Origin of the sequence: Streptomyces sp. NPDC003247 (genome assembly GCF_042888135.1) — a bacterium.
In the GTDB taxonomy this organism is placed as follows: domain Bacteria; phylum Actinomycetota; class Actinomycetes; order Streptomycetales; family Streptomycetaceae; genus Streptomyces.
In genome coordinates, this window is record NZ_JBIAPF010000029.1 from 1 (window position 1) to 19,339 (window position 19,339).

Genomic DNA, 19,339 nt, shown 5'->3' on the forward strand with positions numbered 1-19,339 from the left:
ACCGGCTGAGGAGAACGCCACCGCCCCGGACCGCGCTGCACGGTCCGGGGCGGTGGCGAGTTCTGTCCTGGGCGGGGCCGGTCACAGCACCAGGACCGCCTTGCCGTTGACCTGCCGCGAGTCGAGGCCGCGCAGGGCGGGCTCCGGGTCCGTGAAGTCACCGGTGAACGCGACCTGGGGATCGAGGCCGCCGTCGGCGACCAGCCGCAGCAGCGCGGCCAGATCACGGCCGACGGGCCTGCGGGGCATCTCGTCGAACAGGTGCAGATAGCGGATCCGGACGCCGGGGCGCGCGTGCCCCCAGTCGAACGGCAGCGACAGATCGGCGCGCAGCGTGTTGCCGTAGCAGACGACGATGCCGCGCCGCTCGACCAGCTGGTACGCGCCGCGCAGCACCTCGCCGCCGATGCTGTCGACGAGCACGTCCACCGGCCCCGTCGCCCCGGGGCCGTCCTCGTAGCTCGCCACGGTCGCCGCGCCCAGGCCGGTCAGGCCCTTCATCCGCTCCGCCGAACCGGCCCAGGCGGTCACCTCGGCTCCCGCCGCCCGGGCCAGCTGGACGGCGACCCGGCCGACGCCACCGCTGGCGCCGGTGACCAGCACCCGGCGGCCCAGCACGGACCCGGCGTGCCGCAGGGCGTACAGCGCGGTGAGACCGGCCACGGGGAGGGCCGCCGCGTCCGTCCAGCCGACCCCGTCCGGCAGCGGGGCCAGCCGGGCCGTCGACAGGGCCACCCGCTCGCTCCAGCCGTCCCGCTCGGCCACGCCCGCCACCCGGGTGCCCGGCTCGGGACCGCTGCCGTCGGCCGCCGCGCGCACCACGGTGCCGGCCACGTCGAAGCCGAGCCGCGAACCCGGCGGGAGCATGCCCAGCAGCGACAGGTCACCGCGGTTCACGGAGACCGCCCTGACCTCCACGACGACCTGGTCGGGACGGGGTTCGGGCTCGGGAACCGCCACCGGCCGCACCCGGGTACCGCCGTCCACGGGAGTGATGAGTGCTCGCACGTCGCCTCCGAGTCTGTGAGGGGGAGTGGGGGAGGAGCGGGGAGCGGCGGTCACCAGCGCACCGCGCCGTCGACGGGCAGCACCGCGCCGTTGACGTAGCCGCTCTCCGGGGAGGCCAGGAAGACGGCGGCACGGCCGACCTCGGCCCCCGTGCCCGGCCGGCCCGTGGCCAGGGTGTCCGCCAGCCGGGGCCAGAGCGCCTCGTTGGCCATCAGGGCCCGGCCCTGGCCCTCGTCGATGAAACCGGGCGCCAGGCAGTTCACCGTGATGCCCTGGGGGGCCAGCTCCAGCGCGCACACCTGCGTGAACAGCTCGACGGCGGCCTTGGCGGCGCAGTACGCGGCGGCACCGGGCATGGCGCGCCGGCCCAGCAGCGACGACACGGTGATGATCCGGCCGCCGTCGGCGTCCCGGAGGTAGGGCACCGCCGCCCTGACGGTGTGGAAGACCCCCGTCAGGTTGGTGCCGATCACGGCGTCCCAGTGTTCGTCGGACAGCGCCGCCACCGGCCCGGGCCGGCTCACCCCGGCGTTGGCGACCACGATGTGCGGGCCGCCGTACCGCTCGTGGACGGTCCGCATCAGCTCGGCGACCGAGTCGGGCACCGTGACGTCGGCCTTGGCGTGGACGATCCGGCTGCCCCGCTCCGGGGCGTCCGGCGGGGCGTCCCGGGCGGCGGCGACCACGACGGCGCCCTCGTCGGCCAGCGCCTGCGCCAGGGCCCTGCCCAGCCCGCGGGTTCCGCCGGTGACCACGGCGGTCCTGCCCTGCAAGTGCATCGTTCCTCCTGTACGCCGTGCGGGCGGTGTTCCGTGCGGGCCTCGTTCCGTGCCGCCGCGCTCCCCAGGACAGGGCCGTGGGGGAGACGGCACACCGAGCCCGGGCACGATGCTGCTCCGCCGCGCTGGCGCGCCGAAGGAGTCCGGCTGGAGCCGCCCGCCCCGCCCCGCACCGGCCGTGGCGGCTCCACCGCGGCTGGACCGCGGTGCGAGGGCCGGGGGCGAGACTCGGGCTCCGCCCGGCCGGACCCCGGAACCGGGCGGAACCCCCGCCGTCCGCTCAAGGAGGAACGCCGTGCCCGTGCCCGTGCAGCGCGACCCCGAACAGACCCGCCTGGCGCTGGCCGACTGGCTCGCGGCCCGGATGCCCCGGGCCCGCGAGGTGACGGTCGGCCCGGTCCGGGTGCCCGGCGCCGCCGGCTACTCGGGCGAGATCCTGCTGTGCGACGCCGAGTGGACCGAGGACGGGACCACCCGCCGCGGCGAACCCCTCGCCGTACGGGTGGCCCCCACCGGACACCGCGTCCACCCGGAGGACCGCTGGCCCGAACAGGTCCGGCTGCTCCAGGTGCTCGACGGCACCGACGTCCCCGCGGCCCCCCTGCTGGGCCACGAGCCCGACGCCTCGGTGCTCGGGGCGCCGTTCCTGGTGATGCGCCGGATCGACGGCCGGGTGCCCGCGGACTTCCCCTCGTACCACCGGGAGGGCTGGCTGGCCGACCTGCCGCCGCGGCGCCGCCGCGCCGTCTGGCTTGGCGGCGTCGAGATGCTCGCCGCGATCCACCGGCTCGACCCCCTCGCGCTGGGCCTGGGCTTCCTCGACCGGCCGCGGTACGGCACCGGCCACCTGGCGCAGCAACTGGCCGAGTACACCGGACTCCTGCCGTTCTACGGGGCCCAGCACAACGAGGTCGCGGCGGCCGCGTCGGCGTGGCTGCGCGACCACCGGCCCGAGGAGCCCGGCCCGCCCCGGCTGCTGTGGGGCGACGCCCGGCTCGGCAACATCGTCTACGACGGTGAGACACCGGCCGCCGTCCTGGACTGGGAGATGGCCGCGCTGGGGGAGCCCGAGTCGGACCTGGCCTGGTTCCTCCACCTCGACCGGCACCTGAGCGAGGGCATCGGCGCGACCCGGCTGGCCGGGCTGCCCGACCGGGCCGAGACGGTGCGGCACTACGAGCACCTCACCGGGCACCGGGTGCGCGACCTGGAGTACTACGAGGTCTTCGCCGCGTTCCGGTTCTGCGTGCTGACCGCACGCGTGACCCGGCTGCTGGAGGAGAGCGGCATCATGCCGCCCGGCACCGACTTCCCGCTCCACCGCAACGCCACGCGCCTGCTGGCCCGCGTCCTGGACGAGCGGGGCGCCCGGTACGGCGACGCGGCCGTGCCCCGCTGACGGGACCGGCCGGACCCGCCGACGGGAACGGGCGGGTGGGGCGCACCTGGTGCGGTGCGCCCCACCCGCCCGTTCCCGTCGTGGCGGCCGTCCTACGCGGCCAGCGTCCGGTTGACGACGTCCAGGAACTCGCGGGGGGTGGCGACGCCGTCCAGGTCGTCGTCGCTCAGCTCGACCCCGTAGTCACGGGCGATCCGCCCGGCCGTCTCCAGCAGGGCGAGGGAGTCGTACCCCAGCTCCGCGAAGTCGGCGTCGAGGATGTCACCGTCGAGGTCGACCGACTCGTCCTCGCCCGCGGACTCCCGCATGATGCGGGTGAGGTCCTCCACGGTCAGTTCGGTCACGGTCGCCTTGGCGTCACTCATGAGGTTTCCTTTCGGCGTGGGCGGTGGGTTCGCGGGGACGGACGCGCTGCGCCCTCAGGCGGCCCGCCGTACGACGGCGGCGGCGTTGAAACCGCCCCGTCCGCGGGCCACGACCAGCGCGCAGCGGAGGTCCGCGGCGCGCGGCTCCCCGGTGACGAGGTCGATCGGGTGGCCGGGGCCGGGGTGCGGGACGTTCGCGGTGTGCGGGATCGTGCCGTCCCGCAGGGCGAGCAGCGCGGTCGCCAGGTCCAGCGACGCCCCGCCCGCGAAGAGCCGGCCCGTCATGGTCTTGGGCGCGGTCACCGGGACGCCTCCCGGCCCGAACACCTCGGCGAGCGCCCGGGACTCCGCCCGGTCCAGCTCGGGCACACCGGCGGCGTCGGCGAACACCGCGTCCACGTCGTCCGCGTGCGCGCCGGCGTCCCGCAGCGCGCCCCGGATCGCGCGGACCAGACCGGTCGCGGCCGGGCCGGCCGGATCCGGACCGGGGTCGAACGTCGCCGCGTACCCGGCGAGTTCGCCGTAGCCGCGGACACCGCGCCGCCCGGCGCTCGCCGCGTCCTCCAGGACCAGGAACGCACCGCCCTCACCCGGCACCTGGCCCGACGCGTCCTCGGCGAAGGGCAGGTACGCCCGGTCGGCCGGGCCACCGGTGCTCATCGCCCCGGAGCTGAGGTGCCCGGCCAGGCCCAGCGGACACAGCGCGCCGTCGACCCCGCCGGTGAGCATCGCGGTGGTGCCCCGGCGGATCTGCCGCCGGGCGTTGCCCACCGCGTCGAGGCCGCCGGCCGCGTCGGTCACCACCGTGTTGCTGGAGCCGCGCAGGCCGTGCCGGATGGAGATCTGACCGGTGTTCACGGCGTAGAACCAGGCGAAGGACTGGTAGGCGCTGACGAACCGGCCGCCCTTGCTCCACAGGTTCTGCAACTCCCGCTGCCCGAACTCGAACCCGCCCATGGACGAGGCCGTGGCCACGCCCATGCCGTACGGGGACAGCTCGGCGGGGTCGAGTCCGCTGTCGCGCAGCGCCTCGTCGGCCGCGTACAGGGAGAGCCGTGTGCTGTGGTCGGTCTGCGGGACGAGCCGGCTCGGGATGTGCCGCTCGGGCTCAAACCCCGGTACCTCGCCGGCCAGGCGCAGCGGGTACCCGGCGGCGTCGTAGCGGGTGGTGGGGGCGATGCCGCTGCGGCCCGCCAGGGTCGCGGCCCAGTACGCCTCGGTGCCCAGCCCGTTGGGCGCGGCCACGCCGATCCCGGTGACCACGGCGCGTGCCGTGCCGGTGCCGCTCACGCCGCGTCCCGCTCGGGACGGGCCAGGACGACGGCGGTCTGGAAGCCGCCGAAGCCGCTGCCGACGCTCAGGACGTTGTCCACGGTCGCCTCCCGGGCCCGCAGCGGCACGTAGTCCAGGTCGCAGACCGGGTCCGGCTCGTGCAGGTTGGCGGTCGGCGGGACGAGCCCGTCGCGCATGGCGAGCACGCACGCCACCAGCTCCAGCGCGCCGATCGCGCCCAGCGAGTGCCCGATCATCGACTTCACCGAGCTGACGGGCACGTCGTAGGCGTGCCGTCCCAGGGCCGTCTTGAAGGCGGCGGTCTCGTGCCGGTCGTTCTGCTTGGTGCTCGACCCGTGGGCGTTGACGTAGTCGAGCGACCCGGGCGTGAGGCGGGCCTGGGCGAGGGCGGCGGTGATGGCGTCGGCCATCTCCGTGCCGTCGGCCCGCAGCCCGGTCATGTGGTACGCGTTGCAGCGCGTGCCGACCCCGGCGACCTCGGCGTAGACGCGCGCGCCGCGCCGCCTGGCGTGCTCCAGTTCCTCCAGCACCAGCACGGCGGCGCCCTCGGCCAGCACCAGCCCGTTGCGCGTCGCGTCGAACGGGCGGGAGGCGTGCTCCGGGTCGTCGTTGCGGGGCGTGGTCGCCTTGATGGCGTCGAAGCAGGCCAGGGTGATGGGCGAGATCGGGGCGTCGGTGCCGCCGCTGATCACGATGTCCGCGCTGCCCTCGCGGATCAGGTCGGCGCCGTGGCCGACCGCGTCGAGCCCGGAGGTGCAGCCGTCCGAGACGAGCGCCACCGGGCCCTGCGCGCCCACCAGCCGGGCCAGCTCGGCCGCGATCGAGCTCGGCACGAAGTGGTCGTAGAGGTGGGGCACGGCGTAGCGGTGGTCGACCAGCCACTCGGCGCCCTCGTCGCTGAGGACGGTGTACTCCCGTTCCATGCTGGTCGTGCAGCCCACGGCGTTGCCGAGGGACACCCCGACGGTGGTGGGGTCGTCCCCGGGCAGGCCCAGTCCGCTGTCCGCGACCGCCTCGCGGGCGGCGGCGACGGCGAACTGGGTGGCCCGGTCCATCCGGCGGACCTCCTGCCGGCTCAGTCCCGCGGCGACCGGGTCGAAGTCGCATTCGGCGGCGACCCGGGACCGGTAGGGCGCCGGGTCGAAGGACGAGATCGTACGCGTGGCCGTACGGCCGTTCGAGATCAGCTCCCAGTACTCCTTGACGCCCGGCTTGCCGGGTGCCACTGCACCGATCCCTGTAATGACGATGCGACGCTCCATGACATCCTCACTCACAGTCGGCGGGGTCCGGTGACCGGCCCCGGCGTGCCACGCTCGCAGTCCTGCCTGGAGGCCGGATCGCGGGCCTCTGGATCCGCGCTGGTCCGCGCTCACCGCGCGCTCACCGCGCGCTCGTCGCAGTGGTCGTCGTCGTGGTCGCCGTTGCCGTCCCGGTCCCGGTCGTTGTCGCCGTCCCGGTCGTCGTCGGCGCCGGCAGCGGGTCGTGCGCCAACGCGCCCTCGGACAGCAGCCGTTCCACCGCCGTACGCAGGGTGCGCAGGTCCGTGTCGTCGCCCCGGGCGCGCGGCGGGAGCAGTCCCAGGGCCGTGGAGCGGCCGGTGCCGACCGCCGGGTGGCGCCGGGCGAGGGCGGTCAGGCTCTGGCCCGGGCCCGTCTCCAGCAGCAGCAGTCCGCCGGTGCCGAGCAGCGCGTCGAGCGCCGGCCCGAAGAGCACCGGGGCGGCCGGCTGCCCGGCCCAGAAGCGGGGGTCGGCGGCCTCGGTCGCGGTCAGCGCGCGGCCCGTGTACCCCGAGTGCAGCGGCAGCCGCGGAGCCCGCAGCGGCAGCCGGGACAGCGCGGGCAGCGCGGCCTCGGCCACCGGGGCCAGGGCCGGGCTGTGGAACGGACTCAGGGCGCGGGTGCGGCGGCAGGTGAAGCCCGCCGCGCGCAGCCGCGCCTCCGTGTCGGCGAGCGGGCCGGTCGAACCGGCGAGGATCACCTGCCGGGGCGCGTTGACGGCGCCGACGACCACGTCGGCGTGCAGGTAGGGCGTCATGTCGGCGGCGGCCGCCCGCACGGCGAGCATGCCGCCGGCCGGTCCTGCCTCGATGTGCGCCACCCGGTCGGCCATCAGCCCGACCGCCTCCTCCAGGGTGAGGACACCGGCCAGGGTGGCCGCCGCGACCTCGCCGACACTGTGGCCGAGCAGGGCGGCGGGGCGCACGCCCCAGTCGAGCACCATGCGGCCCAGCGCCCAGTCGACGGCGAAGAGCAGCGGCTGGGCCCGGCGCACCCCGTCCGGGTCCAGGGACGGGCGGTCCGACAGCCAGTCGGCGCGCAGTACGGCGCCCTCGGCGCCCCACGCCTCGAACACCTCGTCCATGAGGCGACGGAACGGCGGATGGCCGCGGTACAGGCCCGCGGCCATGAACGGCTGCTGCGCCCCCTGGCCGGGGAAGAGCAGGGCCACACCGCGGGGTACGGGGGCCTGGGGCGGGGTGTTCGGACGCACGGCTGCCTCCTCGGGACAGGGACGGCGCAACGGCCGCACCCTCCCACCCCGGTCTGGAGCCGCCCTGGAGGCGCGGAGGGCCGGTGCCTCCAGCCAGACCCCACCCCGTTCCCAGCCCCCGCTCCGAGACTGGAGGCACGGCCGACGCGGCGTGACCCGTCTCCTCGGCTCAGCGCGCGCCCACCGCACACGGCCGCCGGACAACGGTCATCACGCCGTTGTCCGGCGGCCGTTGGGCGTTGCGGGCCCCACGGTCGCAGGCGAACGACGAGAGGTACCGGCACATGAGGTTCGAAGAGCTGTACATCAGCGGTGTCGCCGCCCACATACCCGGGCGGGTGGAGGTCGCGGGCGTCGTGGAGAGCGGCGCGTTCGACCGGAAGCTCGCCCGGCAGACGGATCTGGTGTCGGTCGCGGTCTCGGACGGCGAGTCCCCGCCGGAGATGGCCGCCCGGGCCGCGCTCACGGCCGTCGAGCGGTCCGGCACCGTGCCCCAGGACGTCGACCTCATCCTGCACGCCGACGTCTACTACCAGGGGCACGACCTGTGGGCCCCCGTCTCCTACATCCAGCGCGTCGCCCTGGGCAACCGGTGCCCCGCGATCGAGGTACGGCAGATGTCCAACGGCGGCATGGCGGCGATGGAACTCGCCGCGAGCGCCCTCGCCGGCGGCGCCCGGGGCAGCAGCGCCCTGCTCACCACGGGGGACCGGTTCTGCGCCCCGGGCTTCGACCGCTGGCACAGCGACCCCGGCACGGTGTACGGCGACGCGGGCACGGCCCTGGTGCTGTCCCGGCGCCCCGGCTTCGCCCGGCTGCGCAGCCTCGCCACCGTCTCGGAACCGGAGCTGGAGGCGATGCACCGGGGCGACGACCCGTTCGGCGTCGCCCCCTTCGGCGTACGGCGGCCGATGGACCTCGACGTGCCCAAGCGGGCCTTCGTCGACGAGGTGGGCATCTCCTACAGCGTCTCCCGGGTCGGCGCCGGACAGGCCGAGGCGCTGAAGCGCGCGCTGAGCGACGCCGAGGTCGAGCTGTCCGACATCGACTGGTTCGTACTGCCGCACTTCGGGCGCCGCCGCCTGAGCCAGACCTACCTGCGCAAGTGGGAGGTCGACCCGGAGGCCACCACCTGGCCCTGGGGCCGGACCGTGGGACACCTCGGCGCGGGCGACCAGTTCGCGGGACTGGCGCACCTCGCGGAGTCCGGCAAGGCCCGGCCGGGCCAGCTCTGCCTGCTGGCCGGGGTCGGCGCGGGGTTCACCTGGTCCTGTGCCGTGGTGGAGATCCGCCGCACCCCGTCCTGGAGCAGCCCGTGACCCGCTCCCGGGCCCTGCCGCGCCCCGGGGAGATCCACCTCTGGGAGGGCGCAACGGAGACGGACACGGCCGGCGCCGCGCCCCCGCCCGGCGGCTCGGTGCTGTCGGCGGACGAGAGGGAACGGCTGCGCCGGCTGCGCCACCCCGTCGCGGCGGCCCGGTACGCCGCCGCCCACACCGCCGTACGCGCCGTCCTGGCCCGCTACCTCGGTACCGAGCCGGGGAAGGTGGCGCTCGGCCGGGCCGCCTGCCCGCAGTGCGGGGACCCCCGGCACGGCCGGCCCGTCGTGCTGCACCACGAGCTGACCTTCAGCCTCTCCCGCTCCGGCCCGTCCTGGCTGCTCGCCCTCAGCACCGGGCACCCCGTCGGCGTCGACCTCGAACGGGAGCGCCCGGTCGACCTCGACGCGATGGCGCGCTCCGCGCTGTCCCCGGCCGAACGGGCCGGCCTCGCCCGCGCCGACGACCGCCGCCGGGAGTGGCTGTTCCGCTGCTGGACCCGGAAGGAGGCCGTCGTCAAGGCCTCCGGGGCCGGGGTGGGAGCGCCACTGCGGCGGGTCGAGACGCATCCGGCGGCCGCCGGCTCCGTCCTCGTGCCGCATCCGGTGGGCGGGGGCGGGCGTGAGTGGTGGCGGGTGCGGTCCCTGGCCGTCGGGCCCGGCCGGCACGCCGCGGTCGCCGTGCCCGCGTCGGCCCCCGTCGGCCGGGTGCTGCTCCGGCGCTGGCCGAGCGGCTCTGCACCGGCTCCACAGTGAGGCTCCACCACCGTCCGCGATGTTCGACGCGCCGCACAGTCCAGGACCGGCAAGACCGATAAGACCGGCAAGACCGGCAAGACCGACAAGACAGGGAGGCCGCCCGGTGGAAAGGCAGCAGCACCGTGCGCAGGTGGTGATCGTCGGCAGCGGTTACGGAGGCTCGATCGCCGCCCTACGGCTGGCGGAGGCGGGCGTGGACGCCGTCCTGCTGGAGCGGGGGCGGCGCTGGCCGGTCGACGACGCCGGCGACACCTTCGCGACACAGACCGCGCCCGACGGACGCGCGGCCTGGCTCAGCAAGACCTCGCCGCTCACCGACGCGAAGCTCGACGTGTACACCGGCGTCCTGGAGTTCGTGCCCGGCAGCGGCATGAACGTCCTCGCCGGCGCCGGCGTGGGCGGCGCCTCGCTCGCGTCCAACGGCACCATGTGCCAGCCCTCGGCCGAACTGTTCGCCCACACCCTCGGCGACGTCCTGGACTACCGCGAGATGCGTGAGCGGTGGTACCCGGAGGCGCGGGCGCTCATCGGCTGCGAACCCGTCCCGGACGACGTCTACCACTCCGAGTTCTACCGCTCCGCCCGCTCGTTCGCCGACCAGCTGGACAAGGCCGGCATCCCGTGGAGCAAGGTCGACCTGGCGGTGGACTGGGACGTGGTCCGCCAGGAGATGGCCGGCACCCGGGTGCGGTCCCAGATCGACGGGCTGAACGTGTTCGGCGTCAACAGCGGCGCCCAGCGCAGCCTCGACCGCACCCTGCTGGCCCGCGCCGAGGCGTCCGGGCACATCGACGTACGGCCGCTCAGCGTGGTGACCGCCGTACACCCGGCGGACGGCGGCGACGGGACCGGCTACCACGTCGACCACGACCGGATCGACGAGCGCGGAACGGTGGTGTCCCGGCACCGGATCACCACCGACCGGCTGGTGCTGGCGGCCGGCACCCTGGGCACCAACCGGCTCCTGCTGCGGGCCCGGGAGACCGGCGCGCTGCCCGCCCTGGACGCCGCGCTCGGCACCCGGGTCGGCAACAGCGAGGTCATCACGGCCCGCACCGGCATGCAGGAGAACAACCCCCGGCAGGGCGGTCCCGCGGCGGTCATCGCGCAGGACTGGCGGGAGAATCCGCTCGGCCCGGTCTCCCTGCTCAACTTCCCCTGGCCGGACGCCCCGGAGGGCGAGGGCTGGATCACCACCATCGGTTCCGTCCCGGCGCCGGCCCTCGGCGCCTTCCACTACGACCCGGACAAGGACGACGTCGTCCTGACCTGGCCGGCCGACGACCCCGCCCTCGCCCGCGCCCAGTCCGCGATCACCCACACCCTGGACCGGCTCGACGAGGCCAACCCGGGCAGCCGCACCGCGTTCAGCCGGATCGGCACCACCGGCGGCAACGTGGTCGGCGGCGTACCGCTGGGCACCGTGACCGACGACGCCGGCCGGGTCAACGGCCACCACGGCCTCTACGTCGTGGACGGCTCGCTGCTGCCGGGCACCGGTGTCCCCCCGGCCCTGACCGTGGCCGCCGTCGCCGCCCGCGTGTCGGAACGGCTGGTGAGCGACGTGGCCGGCCGGAGCTGAGCGCCGGCCGGGGCGGGCCACCGGAACCGGCGCGCTGCCGCGCGCGCCGGTTCCGGCGTACGTGCCCGCGGCCGTCGCCGTACGACGTCAGGGGCTCCCCCCGGACCACCGGGGGGGAGCCCCTGACCGTGCGTGCGGCCGGTGTCAGCCGGCGGGCGGGGTGTCGCGGAAGTGCGGCACGACCCGCTCCGCGAAGAGCCGCATGCTGCGCGCCGACTCCTCGTGGCTGGGGTTGCCGGAGATCACCTGAAGGCTGATCACCACGTCCCCGAACCACTCGCGGATCGTCCGGAGCCGCTCGGTGACCTCCTCCGGCGTGCCGACCAGGGCCTTGTTCTCGGCCAGCGACCGGCCGAAGTCGGCCCGGGCGATGTTCTCCACGACCTTCTCGTAGCCGGCGTAGACCGTGCTGCGCCGCTCGCCCCAGGCGGCCACCGCGTCGCGCATCACCGCGTTGCTGCGCCGTGCGTACACCTCGCCCCGGGCCCGGGCCTCGGCGGCGTCCTCGCTGAGGTAGCAGTTGTAGCTCATGTGGACCTCGCCCTCCCCGGGATGGCCCGCGTCGGCCCACGCCTTGCGGTACAGGCCCAGCATCTCCTGCACCGTCTCGCGCTTGTTGATCGACGGCACCATCATCAGGCCGTGGCCGTCGCGGCCGGCCTGCTCGCAGGAGGAGGCGGTCTTCGCCGTGGCGACCAGGATCGGCGGGTGCGGACGCTGGTAGGGCCGGGGCAGCAGGGTGACCGGCCCGAAGGAGTGGAAGGTGCCGTCCCAGACGACGTCCTCCTCGCTCCACAGCCGTCGGCAGGCGCGCACCCCCTCCTCGAAGCGGGCCCGGCTCTCGTCCAGGTCGATGCCGAAGGCGTCGAACTCGTCGGGCAGGAAGGCCCGTCCGAAGCCGACCTGGAGGCGCCCTCGGGAGAGGTTGTCGAGCATGGCCAGCTTCCCGGCCAGCTTCAGCGGATGCGTGAACGCCGGGATGACGGCGCCGGTCACCAGCTTGACGCGGCGCGTGCGGGCCGCCGCGGCGGCCAGGAACGTCACCGGGTCCGGGCTGTAGCCGCCGTACTTGAAGAAGTAGTGCTCCACCGTCTTGACGTGGTCGAACCCGAGCTCCTCGGCGAGCTCGGCCAGGCGCAGGCTCTCCTCGAAGTAGTCCGCCGCGTCCTTGTCGTCCGGGCCTACCGTGGGAAAGAGGTTGATGCCGAATTCCATAGGGGCTCCCTTGGGGTGGCGTTCAGGAGGGGGGCGGTCAGGAGGGTGGCGTTCAGGACTGGGGGGCGGTCAGGACTGGGGCGTCAGAGTGGCGCGGTCCGGGTGGCGCGGTCAGAAGACGACGCTCGCGCCGCCGTCCACGGGCAGCACGAGCCCGGTGGCGAACGACGCCTCGGGACGGGCCAGGTTGACGATCCACCAGGCGATCTCCTCCGGCTGCCCCACCCGCCCCAGCGGCACGCGGCCGCGCTGCCGGTCCCGCAGCCGGGCGATGCCCTCGGCGTCGAGCCCGGCGTGTTCGGCGATCGGGGTCTCGACCGGGCCCGGGGCGACGCCCGCGACCCTGATGCCCCGGGGGGCGAGTTCCAGCGCCCAGGTGCGGGTGAGGAAGTCGAGGGCGGCCTTCGTGGCGCCGTAGACGGAGTGGGCGGGCCAGCCGCGCTGGTTGCCGGCCGTGGTGACGTTGACGACGAGGCCCTTGGCGGCCTCCAGCTGCGGCAGCGCCTCCTGGGTGAGGAACAGCGGCGCGAGCAGGTTGGTGGCCACCTGGTCCCGGGCGTTCGTCCGATCGATGCGGCCCAGCGGCGCGGACCGCATCGTGACGGCGTTGTTCACCAGGACGTCGACGCCGCCGAGTTCGCTCACGGCCGCCGCCACCACGGCACCCGGGGTCTCCGGGTCCGAGAGGTCGGCCGTGAGCGTGGAGATCCCGGCGCGGCCCCGGGCGGTCTCGGCGAGTACACCGGCCCTGCGGCCGACCACCAGGACCCGGGCACCCTCGGCGGCGAAGGCGTGCGCGACCGCCCTGCCGATTCCGGTACCGCCCCCGGTGACCACGACCGCCCGGTCCTGGAGCACGCCCTGTGCTGGCTGAGACATGGCTGCACTTCCTCGGTGGAATGCGCGGGGCCGCGCCGGGGACGAACCCCCGGACGGCCCTCGCGGAAGAGCGGAAGATCGGGGCGCGATCGGCACGCGATCGGCACACGCTCAGTACTCGTAGCGCTCCCCGTCGGCGCCGACCGGCGACCACCACAGGTTCGCCTGCGTGACCCCGTCGGCGAACAGCGCGCTGCGGCCCTCGACGATCCGGCCGTCCTCCCAGCGCAGCACGTGCACGCCCTCGACCCGGAGACGCTCGTACGGGGAGGTCGCGCCGTCCTTGGCGTGCTCCCGGTAGCCGTCCAGGCGGTACACGTCGATCGACACCCCCGCCTCCGCGTCGACGAGGACGTTCAGGGTGTCGGAGGTGATACGGCCGCCGGTGGCGGCCATCAGCTTGCCCATCTTCTCCAGGTAGTCGTCCAGGCCGACGAACCAGCCGGCGTACTGGTGGTTGCCCGGCATCTGGAAGCGCACGTCCTCCGACCAGTACCGGGCGATCTGCTCCCGGTCCCCGGTCAGCAGCGACGCGTACGCCGCGGCCACGCGCTCGCGTGTCAGCTCGGTCATGCTCACAGCCTTCCTTCTTCGCTCTTCGTTCTTCGCTCTTCGTTCTTCGCTCGGTGACGGCCGGGTGGGCCGGATCAGGTGCCGTCGTGGGTGATGAGGCGGTGCCTGATCCGCCACTGGTCGTCCTGGAGGACCAGGACGTCCTCGCCGGTGGTGCTGAGGTAGGTGGTGGCCCGGCCGCCGTTCGGGGTCTCGAAGACCATGGCGTAGTACCGGGTCAGCACCGTGCCGGCGTCCTGCCGATCGGCGGCGACCATGCCGAACCAGTGCCGCCGCTGCACGTCACGCGTGGCCAGCCGGTCCATCCCGGCGCGCATCCGCGCGGCGATGACGGCGCGGCCCGCCCACGGCTCCGGCTTGACGTTCTGCGCGAACACCCCGTCCTCGGTGAACCCCTCGGCCCACTCCTCGGCCGCCCGCTCGTCGAGGAGCTGCATCTGCTGGGCGTAGAACTGGAGGATCCGCGCGTACGTCTCGCCGTCGACCGGCTGGCTGATCTTGAGGGGTCCGGACACGCTCAGACCTCCCCGACCCCGTACTCGACCACGTCGGACAGGTGCGGTTCCCCCTTGATGACCGTGCCCAGGGCCTTCAGCCGGGTACGGAACTCCGGCTCCTTCAGCGCCTGTTCGAACGACGCCTGGTCCTGCCACTCGGCGACGTTGAAGTACACGGAGGGATCGTTCTGCGAGCGGACGAGCTGGTAACGGACGAGGCCGGGACGGGTGCGCATGAACTCGGCGACATGGGCGTAGACGCGTTCCAGGTCCTCGGCCGCTCCGGTGAGCGTCAGCTTGTTGACGAAGACGACCACGGCGACTCCTGTGTCTCGAAGGGTGACGGAGGCAGCCGCGCGGACCGCCCCTCCCACCCTCGGTGCCGCCGCTGATGAGCGGTTGGGGCGGCGGTGGAGGGACCCGTGATCCTCCCGCCGGCCGGGCGGACGGGGGCCACCCGGGGTGGACGGGGACCCCACCGGTGCTCCAACGGCCCCGCCCAGACTGGGCGCCGCGACGACCAGCCCGTAGCGACGACCAAGACGACCAAGGAGTGGCCGTGTCGGACGAGCACGTACCCGTTCTCATCGCGGGCGGTGGCCTGGCGGGCCTGACCACCGCCCTGTTCCTGGGACTGCACGGCGTCAGACCGCTGGTGGTCGAGAAACACCCCGGCACCTCGGTCGTGATGAAGGCGCGCGGACAGTACCCGCACACCATGGAGGTGCTGCGCGTCGGCGGCGTCGCCGACCGGATCGCCGAGGCCGGCCCGGACGGGGGCACCGGCGCGTTCTACATGGTGGTGGCCGACACCCTGGCCGGACCCGTCCTGAAGGCGATCATGACCGAGGGCGAGATGGCGATGCGTCGCGTCTCGCCCGAGGACTGGGCGATGGCCAGCCAGGAGCGGACCGAGGTGATCCTCGCCGACCGGGCCCGTGAACTCGGCGCCGAACTGCTCTTCGAGACCGAGCTGGTCTCCTTCGAGCAGTCGGCGGAGGCGGTCACCGCCGTGCTCCGCGACGTGCGGACCGGCGCCGAGCGGACGGTGACCGCCGACCACCTCGTCGGCGCCGACGGCCGGCACAGCCCCGTGCGCGAGCGACTGGGCATCGGCATGCACGGCCGCGGACACCTCGGGGAGATCTTCCGGGTCTTCTTCGACGCCGACATGAGCGAACCGCTGCGCGAGCTGCCGGGGGTCGCCGACGGCCGCAAGTTCGCGCTGTTCTGGCTCCAGAGTCCGGTGCCCGGCGTCTTCTACACCACCGACGTGCCCGGCCGGTACGGCTATGTGCTCGGCATGTCGCAGAACCCGCCGGACTTCGACTCCTTCACCGAGGAGCGCTGCGCCGAGCTGGTCCGCACCGGTCTGGGCCTGCCCGACCTGCCGCTGAAGGTCGTCGAGACGGGACGCACCGACATCGTCAGCGAGATCGCCGACCAGTTCGGCGAGGGCCGCGCCCACCTGGTCGGCGACGCGGCCCGGCTGGTGCCCGCCCCGGGCGGCCTGGGCGGCAACACCGCCGTCACGGACGGCTTCTACCTGGCGTGGAAGCTGGCGATGGTGGTCAAGGGCGAGGCCGGGCCCGGACTGCTCGACAGCCACGACGCCGAGCGCCGCCCGGTCTCGGAGATGATCGGCGAACAGCAGCTGCGCAACACCGTGGAACGGCTGGCGGGTTACCTCGACGACGGGGCGCTCGCCGCGCCGCTGCCGCCCGTCGTCCAGGTCTTCGGCTACCGCTGCGCCGCCGGCGCCGTGGTCCGCGAGCCGGACGACGCCGGGGAACTCCTCGAGGACCCGGCCGCCCCGACCGGCCGCCCCGGCTCACGGGCGCCGTACGTGCCGCTGCCCGAGGGCGCGCCGGCCGCGTCCACCACCGCCCTGTTCGGCCGCTCCTTCGTCCTGCTCACCGGAGACGGAACGGGCGAGGAGTGGGCGGCCGCGGCCGCGGAGACGGCCGGGCGGCTCGGCATCGCCCTGCCCGTGCACCGGCTCCCGGGCACCGAGTGGGAGAAGCCGTACGGCGTCACCGGGGCGGGCGCGGTGCTGGTGCGCCCCGACCGCTTCGTCGCCTGGCGCTCCCGCGGGCCGGCCGGGAGCGCCGACGCCGCGACCCGGGCGCTGGAGAGCGCCCTGCGCACCGTCCTCGACCGCCCCGACCCCGCCGGCCGCTGACGGCCGGCCCACCCCCTCGCAGCACGAAGCAGCCACGAAGCAGCCACGAGGCCGCCGGGAAGCAGCAGCCACGAAGCAGCCACGAAGCAGCCGCGAGGCCGCCACGAGGCCGTCATGAAGCAGCCACGAACGAGGAGACGACGATGATTCTGGTGACCGGAGCCACGGGGAACGTGGGCGGCAAGGTGCTCTCGCTGCTGCGGGCCGGCGGGCACAAGGTGCGGGCGCTGACCCGCGACCCGGGGCGGGCCGCGCTGCCCGCCGGGCCGGACCTGGAGGTGGTCGCCGCGGACCTGGGCCGCCCCCGGACGCTGCCGCCCGCCCTGGACGGGGTGCAGAAGGTCTTCCTGATGTCGCTCGGCGCGAACAAGGCCACGCACGACGCGCACCTCGTGGCCGCGGCGCGTGAGGCGGGCGTGGAGCACATCGTGCAGCTGTCCACCCTCGGGGTGGAGATGGCCGAGGACCCGAAGACCAACCCGCTGGGCCACTGGCACCGGATCGCCGAACAGGCGCTGTGGGACTCCGGGGTGCCGTGGACCGTCCTGCGGCCCAACGGCTTCATGAACATGAACCTCGGCTGGGCCGCGTCGATCAAGGCAGAGGGCGTCGCCCGCGGTCCGCTCGCGGACGTGCCGGAGGCGATCGTCGACCCGCGCGACATCGCGGAGACCGCGGCGCGGGCGCTGACCGAGGAGGGCCACGAGGGGAAGGTGTACGAGCTGACGGGACCCGAGGCGCTGACCGGTCGCCAGCAGCTCGCGGTGCTGGGCTCGCTGCTCGGACGGGAGCTGCGCTTCGAGACGGTGCCGCTCGCCGCGCACCGGGAGATGCTGCTGCGCCACTTCTCCGAGGAGACGGTGAACGGGGTGATCACGACACTGGAGGAGGCGATCGAACACGGCAGCGAACTGCACGGCCGCCTCTCACCCGACGTCCACCGCGTCCTCGGCCGCGCCCCCCGCTCCTTCACCGACTGGGCCCGCGACCACCTGCACTTCTACCGGGCCTGATCCTGCGGCTCGCTCGGGCCTGCCCCGAGGGCGCTCGGGTCGGACCCCGCGGCTCGCCCGGGCCTGCGGCCGCCTGTCCGCGTCCGGGCGGGTGGCGTCCGAGCGGGCCACACCCGGCGGACGGCGTCCGGGCGGGTGGCGTCCCGGCGGGCCGGTATCCCGTGCGCGGGGGACCGGTGGCGGCGGGACCGGCGGGTCGGTGTGGCGCCCGTGCGCGGGACGGAAATGGCACACTCTGTTCCGAACAGCGGAGCAACAGCACGTCGACGAACCAGGGAGAGCCGATGTCCACGCAGGCCGACGCCGCGAACCGCGGCACGCGGGCGTCCGGGCGCGGTATGGACCCGCGGGCCGCCCGCAGCCGGGCCGCGGCCCTGGCCGCCGCCCAGGAACTGCTGGTCGAACAGGGCTGGGCGGCGGTCACCCATGTCGCGGTCGCCGCCCGCAGCGGCGTCGGCCGCACCACCCTGTACCGCCACTGGCCGGACGCCTTCTCCCTCATCTACGAGGCCATCGCCCAGCGCATCGACTCGGTCCGCCCGGCGCCCACGGGTGTGCTGCGCGACGACCTGATCAGACAGCTCGACGGGCTGCGGGAGCTGCTGCACGACCCCGTGGCGGAGCGCGGCATGCGGGCGGTCATCGAGCGCGCCGGGGTGGACCCGTCGTTCACCGACCTCAAGGAGTCGCTGTTCAGGGCGGGCTCCGGAGGCTTCCGCGCCATCCTCGAACACGCCAAGGCGGCCGGCGAACTGCCCCCCGGCCTGGACACCGAGCTCGCCATCGACCAGCTCGCCGGCCCGCTGATGTTCCGCCGCCTGCTGGCCGAACGGACCTTCGGCGCGGACTACGTCCACGCGGTCACCGACGCCTTCCTCGCGGCCAACACGACCGGCACGACGACCGGTACCACGGCCGGCCGTTTCTCGCCGCCCGGGGAACGCGCCGACGAGGGCTGAGACGGCGTGCCCCACGGGGGAGCGTCGCCTCAGCCCTCGTCGGCGCGCTCCCGGCGCGCTCCCTCGTCGCCGTACGCAGTGCTCAGCACCGTACGCAGTGCTCAGCGCCGTACGGATCCCGCCGCCACCAGCTCTCCGTCCGCGGCCCTCGGCCGGCCGGCCGGTGCGGAGGGCTCGGCGGCCAGCACGGAGTCGGTGTACGCCAGCATGTCGATGGCGGGGTCGCCCGCCAGGATCGCCTGGTGCAGGCGCCGTACCCGGGGGGAGGGGTCCAGGCCGAGTTCCTCGCGCAGCACGGTGCTCAGCCGCTGCTGCACCTCCAGTGCCTGGATCCGCCGCCCGGTGCGGTGCAGCGCCAGCATGAACTGGGCGTGCAGGCTCTCGTGCATCGGGTAGCGGGCGGTGAGCCGGCTCAGTTCGCCCAGCAGGTCCTGGTGCCGGCCCAGCCGGAGATCCGCGGCGATGCGCTGCTCGTGCACGCTCGTCCGTTCCTCCTCCAAGCCCACCAGATGCGCCCGCAGCACCGGGCCGCGCTGGACGTCGGAGAGCGCGGTGCCCTGCCACAGCCGCAGCGCCTCGGACAGACACGCCGAGGCCCGCGCGTCGTCGTGCCGGAGCGCCGCGCGCCCTTCGCGTACGAGGCTCCAGAACCGGTTGGTGTCGAGTTCGTCGTTGCGCACGGCGAGGAGGTACCCCCCGTCACGTGTCTCCAGGATGCGGCGGGCGGCCTGGAGGCTGCCGATCCGCGGCACCCGCCGCAGGCTGCGGCGCAGTTGCAGGATGTACGACTGGAGGGTGGAGAGCGCGCTGTTGGGAGGGGAGTCCTCCCACAGCTCTTCGATACACGTGTCGGTGGACACCACCTGGTTCGCGTTGAGGAGCAGCAGGGCCAGCAGCTGCCGCTGCTTCGGTGCCGTCGGTGTGTAGGACACCCCGCGCTCGTGCATGCGCAGCGGCCCCAGTACAGAGAATTCCACGACGTCTCGTACACCTTCCCGGTAAGTGACCTGAGTTGTTGCCGCGCG

Annotated in this window: 19 protein-coding genes; 7 read left to right on the forward strand and 12 right to left on the reverse strand. The window is 74.7% G+C overall.

Annotation, left to right across the window (positions count from 1 at the left end; genetic code table 11):
* Positions 1 to 81: 81 nt before the first annotated feature.
* Together ACFYWQ_RS43235 and ACFYWQ_RS43240 are read right to left on the reverse strand one after the other, a co-directional pair.
* Positions 82 to 1,008, reverse strand: a complete 927-nt coding sequence (locus ACFYWQ_RS43235) for a zinc-binding dehydrogenase (RefSeq protein WP_389526277.1) — start codon at positions 1,006 to 1,008, stop codon at positions 82 to 84.
* 50 nt (positions 1,009 to 1,058) lie between these two features.
* Entirely contained in the window at positions 1,059 to 1,787 is a 729-nt protein-coding gene (locus ACFYWQ_RS43240) for an SDR family NAD(P)-dependent oxidoreductase (RefSeq protein WP_389526280.1), read from the reverse strand.
* Between the two features lie 295 nt (positions 1,788 to 2,082).
* On the opposite strand from ACFYWQ_RS43240, the gene ACFYWQ_RS43245 reads away from it, so the two are divergent.
* Positions 2,083 to 3,186 carry a phosphotransferase family protein gene (locus ACFYWQ_RS43245; RefSeq protein WP_389526284.1) on the forward strand — a complete coding sequence of 368 codons (1,104 nt, stop codon included), beginning with the start codon at positions 2,083 to 2,085 and terminating at the stop codon, positions 3,184 to 3,186.
* Positions 3,187 to 3,278: 92 nt separating this feature from the next.
* On the opposite strand, the gene ACFYWQ_RS43250 is transcribed toward ACFYWQ_RS43245, so the two are convergent.
* From ACFYWQ_RS43250 to ACFYWQ_RS43265, 4 genes are all read right to left on the reverse strand, one after another.
* Entirely contained in the window at positions 3,279 to 3,551 is a 273-nt protein-coding gene (locus ACFYWQ_RS43250) for an acyl carrier protein (RefSeq protein ID WP_389526287.1), read from the reverse strand.
* Between the two features lie 54 nt (positions 3,552 to 3,605).
* Positions 3,606 to 4,841 (reverse strand): ketosynthase chain-length factor, encoded by a 1,236-nt coding sequence (locus ACFYWQ_RS43255; protein ID WP_389526290.1) that lies wholly within the window; start codon positions 4,839 to 4,841, stop codon positions 3,606 to 3,608.
* Positions 4,838 to 6,106, reverse strand: coding sequence for a beta-ketoacyl-[acyl-carrier-protein] synthase family protein (locus tag ACFYWQ_RS43260; RefSeq protein ID WP_389526293.1), 1,269 nt, complete (start codon positions 6,104 to 6,106; stop codon positions 4,838 to 4,840). Before ACFYWQ_RS43260 ends, ACFYWQ_RS43255 begins: the two co-directional genes overlap by 4 nt.
* 121 nt (positions 6,107 to 6,227) lie before the next feature.
* Positions 6,228 to 7,337 (reverse strand): acyltransferase domain-containing protein, encoded by a 1,110-nt coding sequence (locus tag ACFYWQ_RS43265; RefSeq protein ID WP_389526297.1) that lies wholly within the window; start codon positions 7,335 to 7,337, stop codon positions 6,228 to 6,230.
* Positions 7,338 to 7,621: 284 nt separating this feature from the next.
* On the opposite strand from ACFYWQ_RS43265, the gene ACFYWQ_RS43270 reads away from it, so the two are divergent.
* The 3 genes from ACFYWQ_RS43270 to ACFYWQ_RS43280 all read left to right on the forward strand — a co-directional run bounded on the left by ACFYWQ_RS43270 (position 7,622) and on the right by ACFYWQ_RS43280 (position 10,996).
* On the forward strand, positions 7,622 to 8,656 hold the full coding sequence (locus tag ACFYWQ_RS43270; protein WP_389526300.1) for a ketoacyl-ACP synthase III family protein: 1,035 nt from the start codon (positions 7,622 to 7,624) through the stop codon (positions 8,654 to 8,656).
* Entirely contained in the window at positions 8,653 to 9,411 is a 759-nt protein-coding gene (locus ACFYWQ_RS43275) for a 4'-phosphopantetheinyl transferase family protein (RefSeq protein WP_389526303.1), read from the forward strand. The genes ACFYWQ_RS43270 and ACFYWQ_RS43275 overlap by 4 nt, the downstream gene beginning before the upstream one ends.
* A 106-nt stretch (positions 9,412 to 9,517) precedes the next feature.
* Positions 9,518 to 10,996: a GMC oxidoreductase gene (locus tag ACFYWQ_RS43280; RefSeq protein WP_389526306.1), complete on the forward strand. Its 1,479-nt coding sequence runs from the start codon at positions 9,518 to 9,520 to the stop codon at positions 10,994 to 10,996.
* 144 nt (positions 10,997 to 11,140) lie between these two features.
* On the opposite strand, the gene ACFYWQ_RS43285 is transcribed toward ACFYWQ_RS43280, so the two are convergent.
* The 5 genes from ACFYWQ_RS43285 to ACFYWQ_RS43305 all read right to left on the reverse strand — a co-directional run bounded on the left by ACFYWQ_RS43285 (position 11,141) and on the right by ACFYWQ_RS43305 (position 14,477).
* The gene (locus ACFYWQ_RS43285; protein ID WP_389526309.1) at positions 11,141 to 12,211 is read right to left on the reverse strand and encodes an LLM class flavin-dependent oxidoreductase; all 1,071 of its coding nucleotides are present in this window, start codon (positions 12,209 to 12,211) and stop codon (positions 11,141 to 11,143) included.
* Positions 12,212 to 12,322: 111 nt separating this feature from the next.
* Complete coding sequence (locus ACFYWQ_RS43290; protein ID WP_389526312.1) at positions 12,323 to 13,090, reverse strand: SDR family NAD(P)-dependent oxidoreductase; 768 nt, start codon at positions 13,088 to 13,090, stop codon at positions 12,323 to 12,325.
* A 111-nt stretch (positions 13,091 to 13,201) separates the two neighbouring features.
* The gene (locus ACFYWQ_RS43295) at positions 13,202 to 13,663 is read right to left on the reverse strand and encodes a nuclear transport factor 2 family protein (RefSeq protein ID WP_389526315.1); all 462 of its coding nucleotides are present in this window, start codon (positions 13,661 to 13,663) and stop codon (positions 13,202 to 13,204) included.
* 74 nt (positions 13,664 to 13,737) lie between these two features.
* On the reverse strand, positions 13,738 to 14,178 hold the full coding sequence (locus ACFYWQ_RS43300) for a nuclear transport factor 2 family protein (RefSeq protein ID WP_389526317.1): 441 nt from the start codon (positions 14,176 to 14,178) through the stop codon (positions 13,738 to 13,740).
* A 2-nt stretch (positions 14,179 to 14,180) separates the two neighbouring features.
* The gene (locus ACFYWQ_RS43305) at positions 14,181 to 14,477 is read right to left on the reverse strand and encodes an antibiotic biosynthesis monooxygenase family protein (protein ID WP_389526320.1); all 297 of its coding nucleotides are present in this window, start codon (positions 14,475 to 14,477) and stop codon (positions 14,181 to 14,183) included.
* 242 nt (positions 14,478 to 14,719) lie between these two features.
* On the opposite strand from ACFYWQ_RS43305, the gene ACFYWQ_RS43310 reads away from it, so the two are divergent.
* The 3 genes from ACFYWQ_RS43310 to ACFYWQ_RS43320 all read left to right on the forward strand — a co-directional run bounded on the left by ACFYWQ_RS43310 (position 14,720) and on the right by ACFYWQ_RS43320 (position 18,314).
* Positions 14,720 to 16,342, forward strand: coding sequence for an FAD-dependent monooxygenase (locus tag ACFYWQ_RS43310; protein WP_389526323.1), 1,623 nt, complete (start codon positions 14,720 to 14,722; stop codon positions 16,340 to 16,342).
* 143 nt (positions 16,343 to 16,485) lie between these two features.
* Positions 16,486 to 17,355 carry an SDR family oxidoreductase gene (locus ACFYWQ_RS43315; RefSeq protein ID WP_389526325.1) on the forward strand — a complete coding sequence of 290 codons (870 nt, stop codon included), beginning with the start codon at positions 16,486 to 16,488 and terminating at the stop codon, positions 17,353 to 17,355.
* Between the two features lie 284 nt (positions 17,356 to 17,639).
* The gene (locus tag ACFYWQ_RS43320) at positions 17,640 to 18,314 is read left to right on the forward strand and encodes a TetR-like C-terminal domain-containing protein (RefSeq protein ID WP_389526328.1); all 675 of its coding nucleotides are present in this window, start codon (positions 17,640 to 17,642) and stop codon (positions 18,312 to 18,314) included.
* A 101-nt stretch (positions 18,315 to 18,415) separates the two neighbouring features.
* On the opposite strand, the gene ACFYWQ_RS43325 is transcribed toward ACFYWQ_RS43320, so the two are convergent.
* Positions 18,416 to 19,291: a BTAD domain-containing putative transcriptional regulator gene (locus ACFYWQ_RS43325; protein WP_389526331.1), complete on the reverse strand. Its 876-nt coding sequence runs from the start codon at positions 19,289 to 19,291 to the stop codon at positions 18,416 to 18,418.
* Positions 19,292 to 19,339 lie beyond the last annotated feature (48 nt).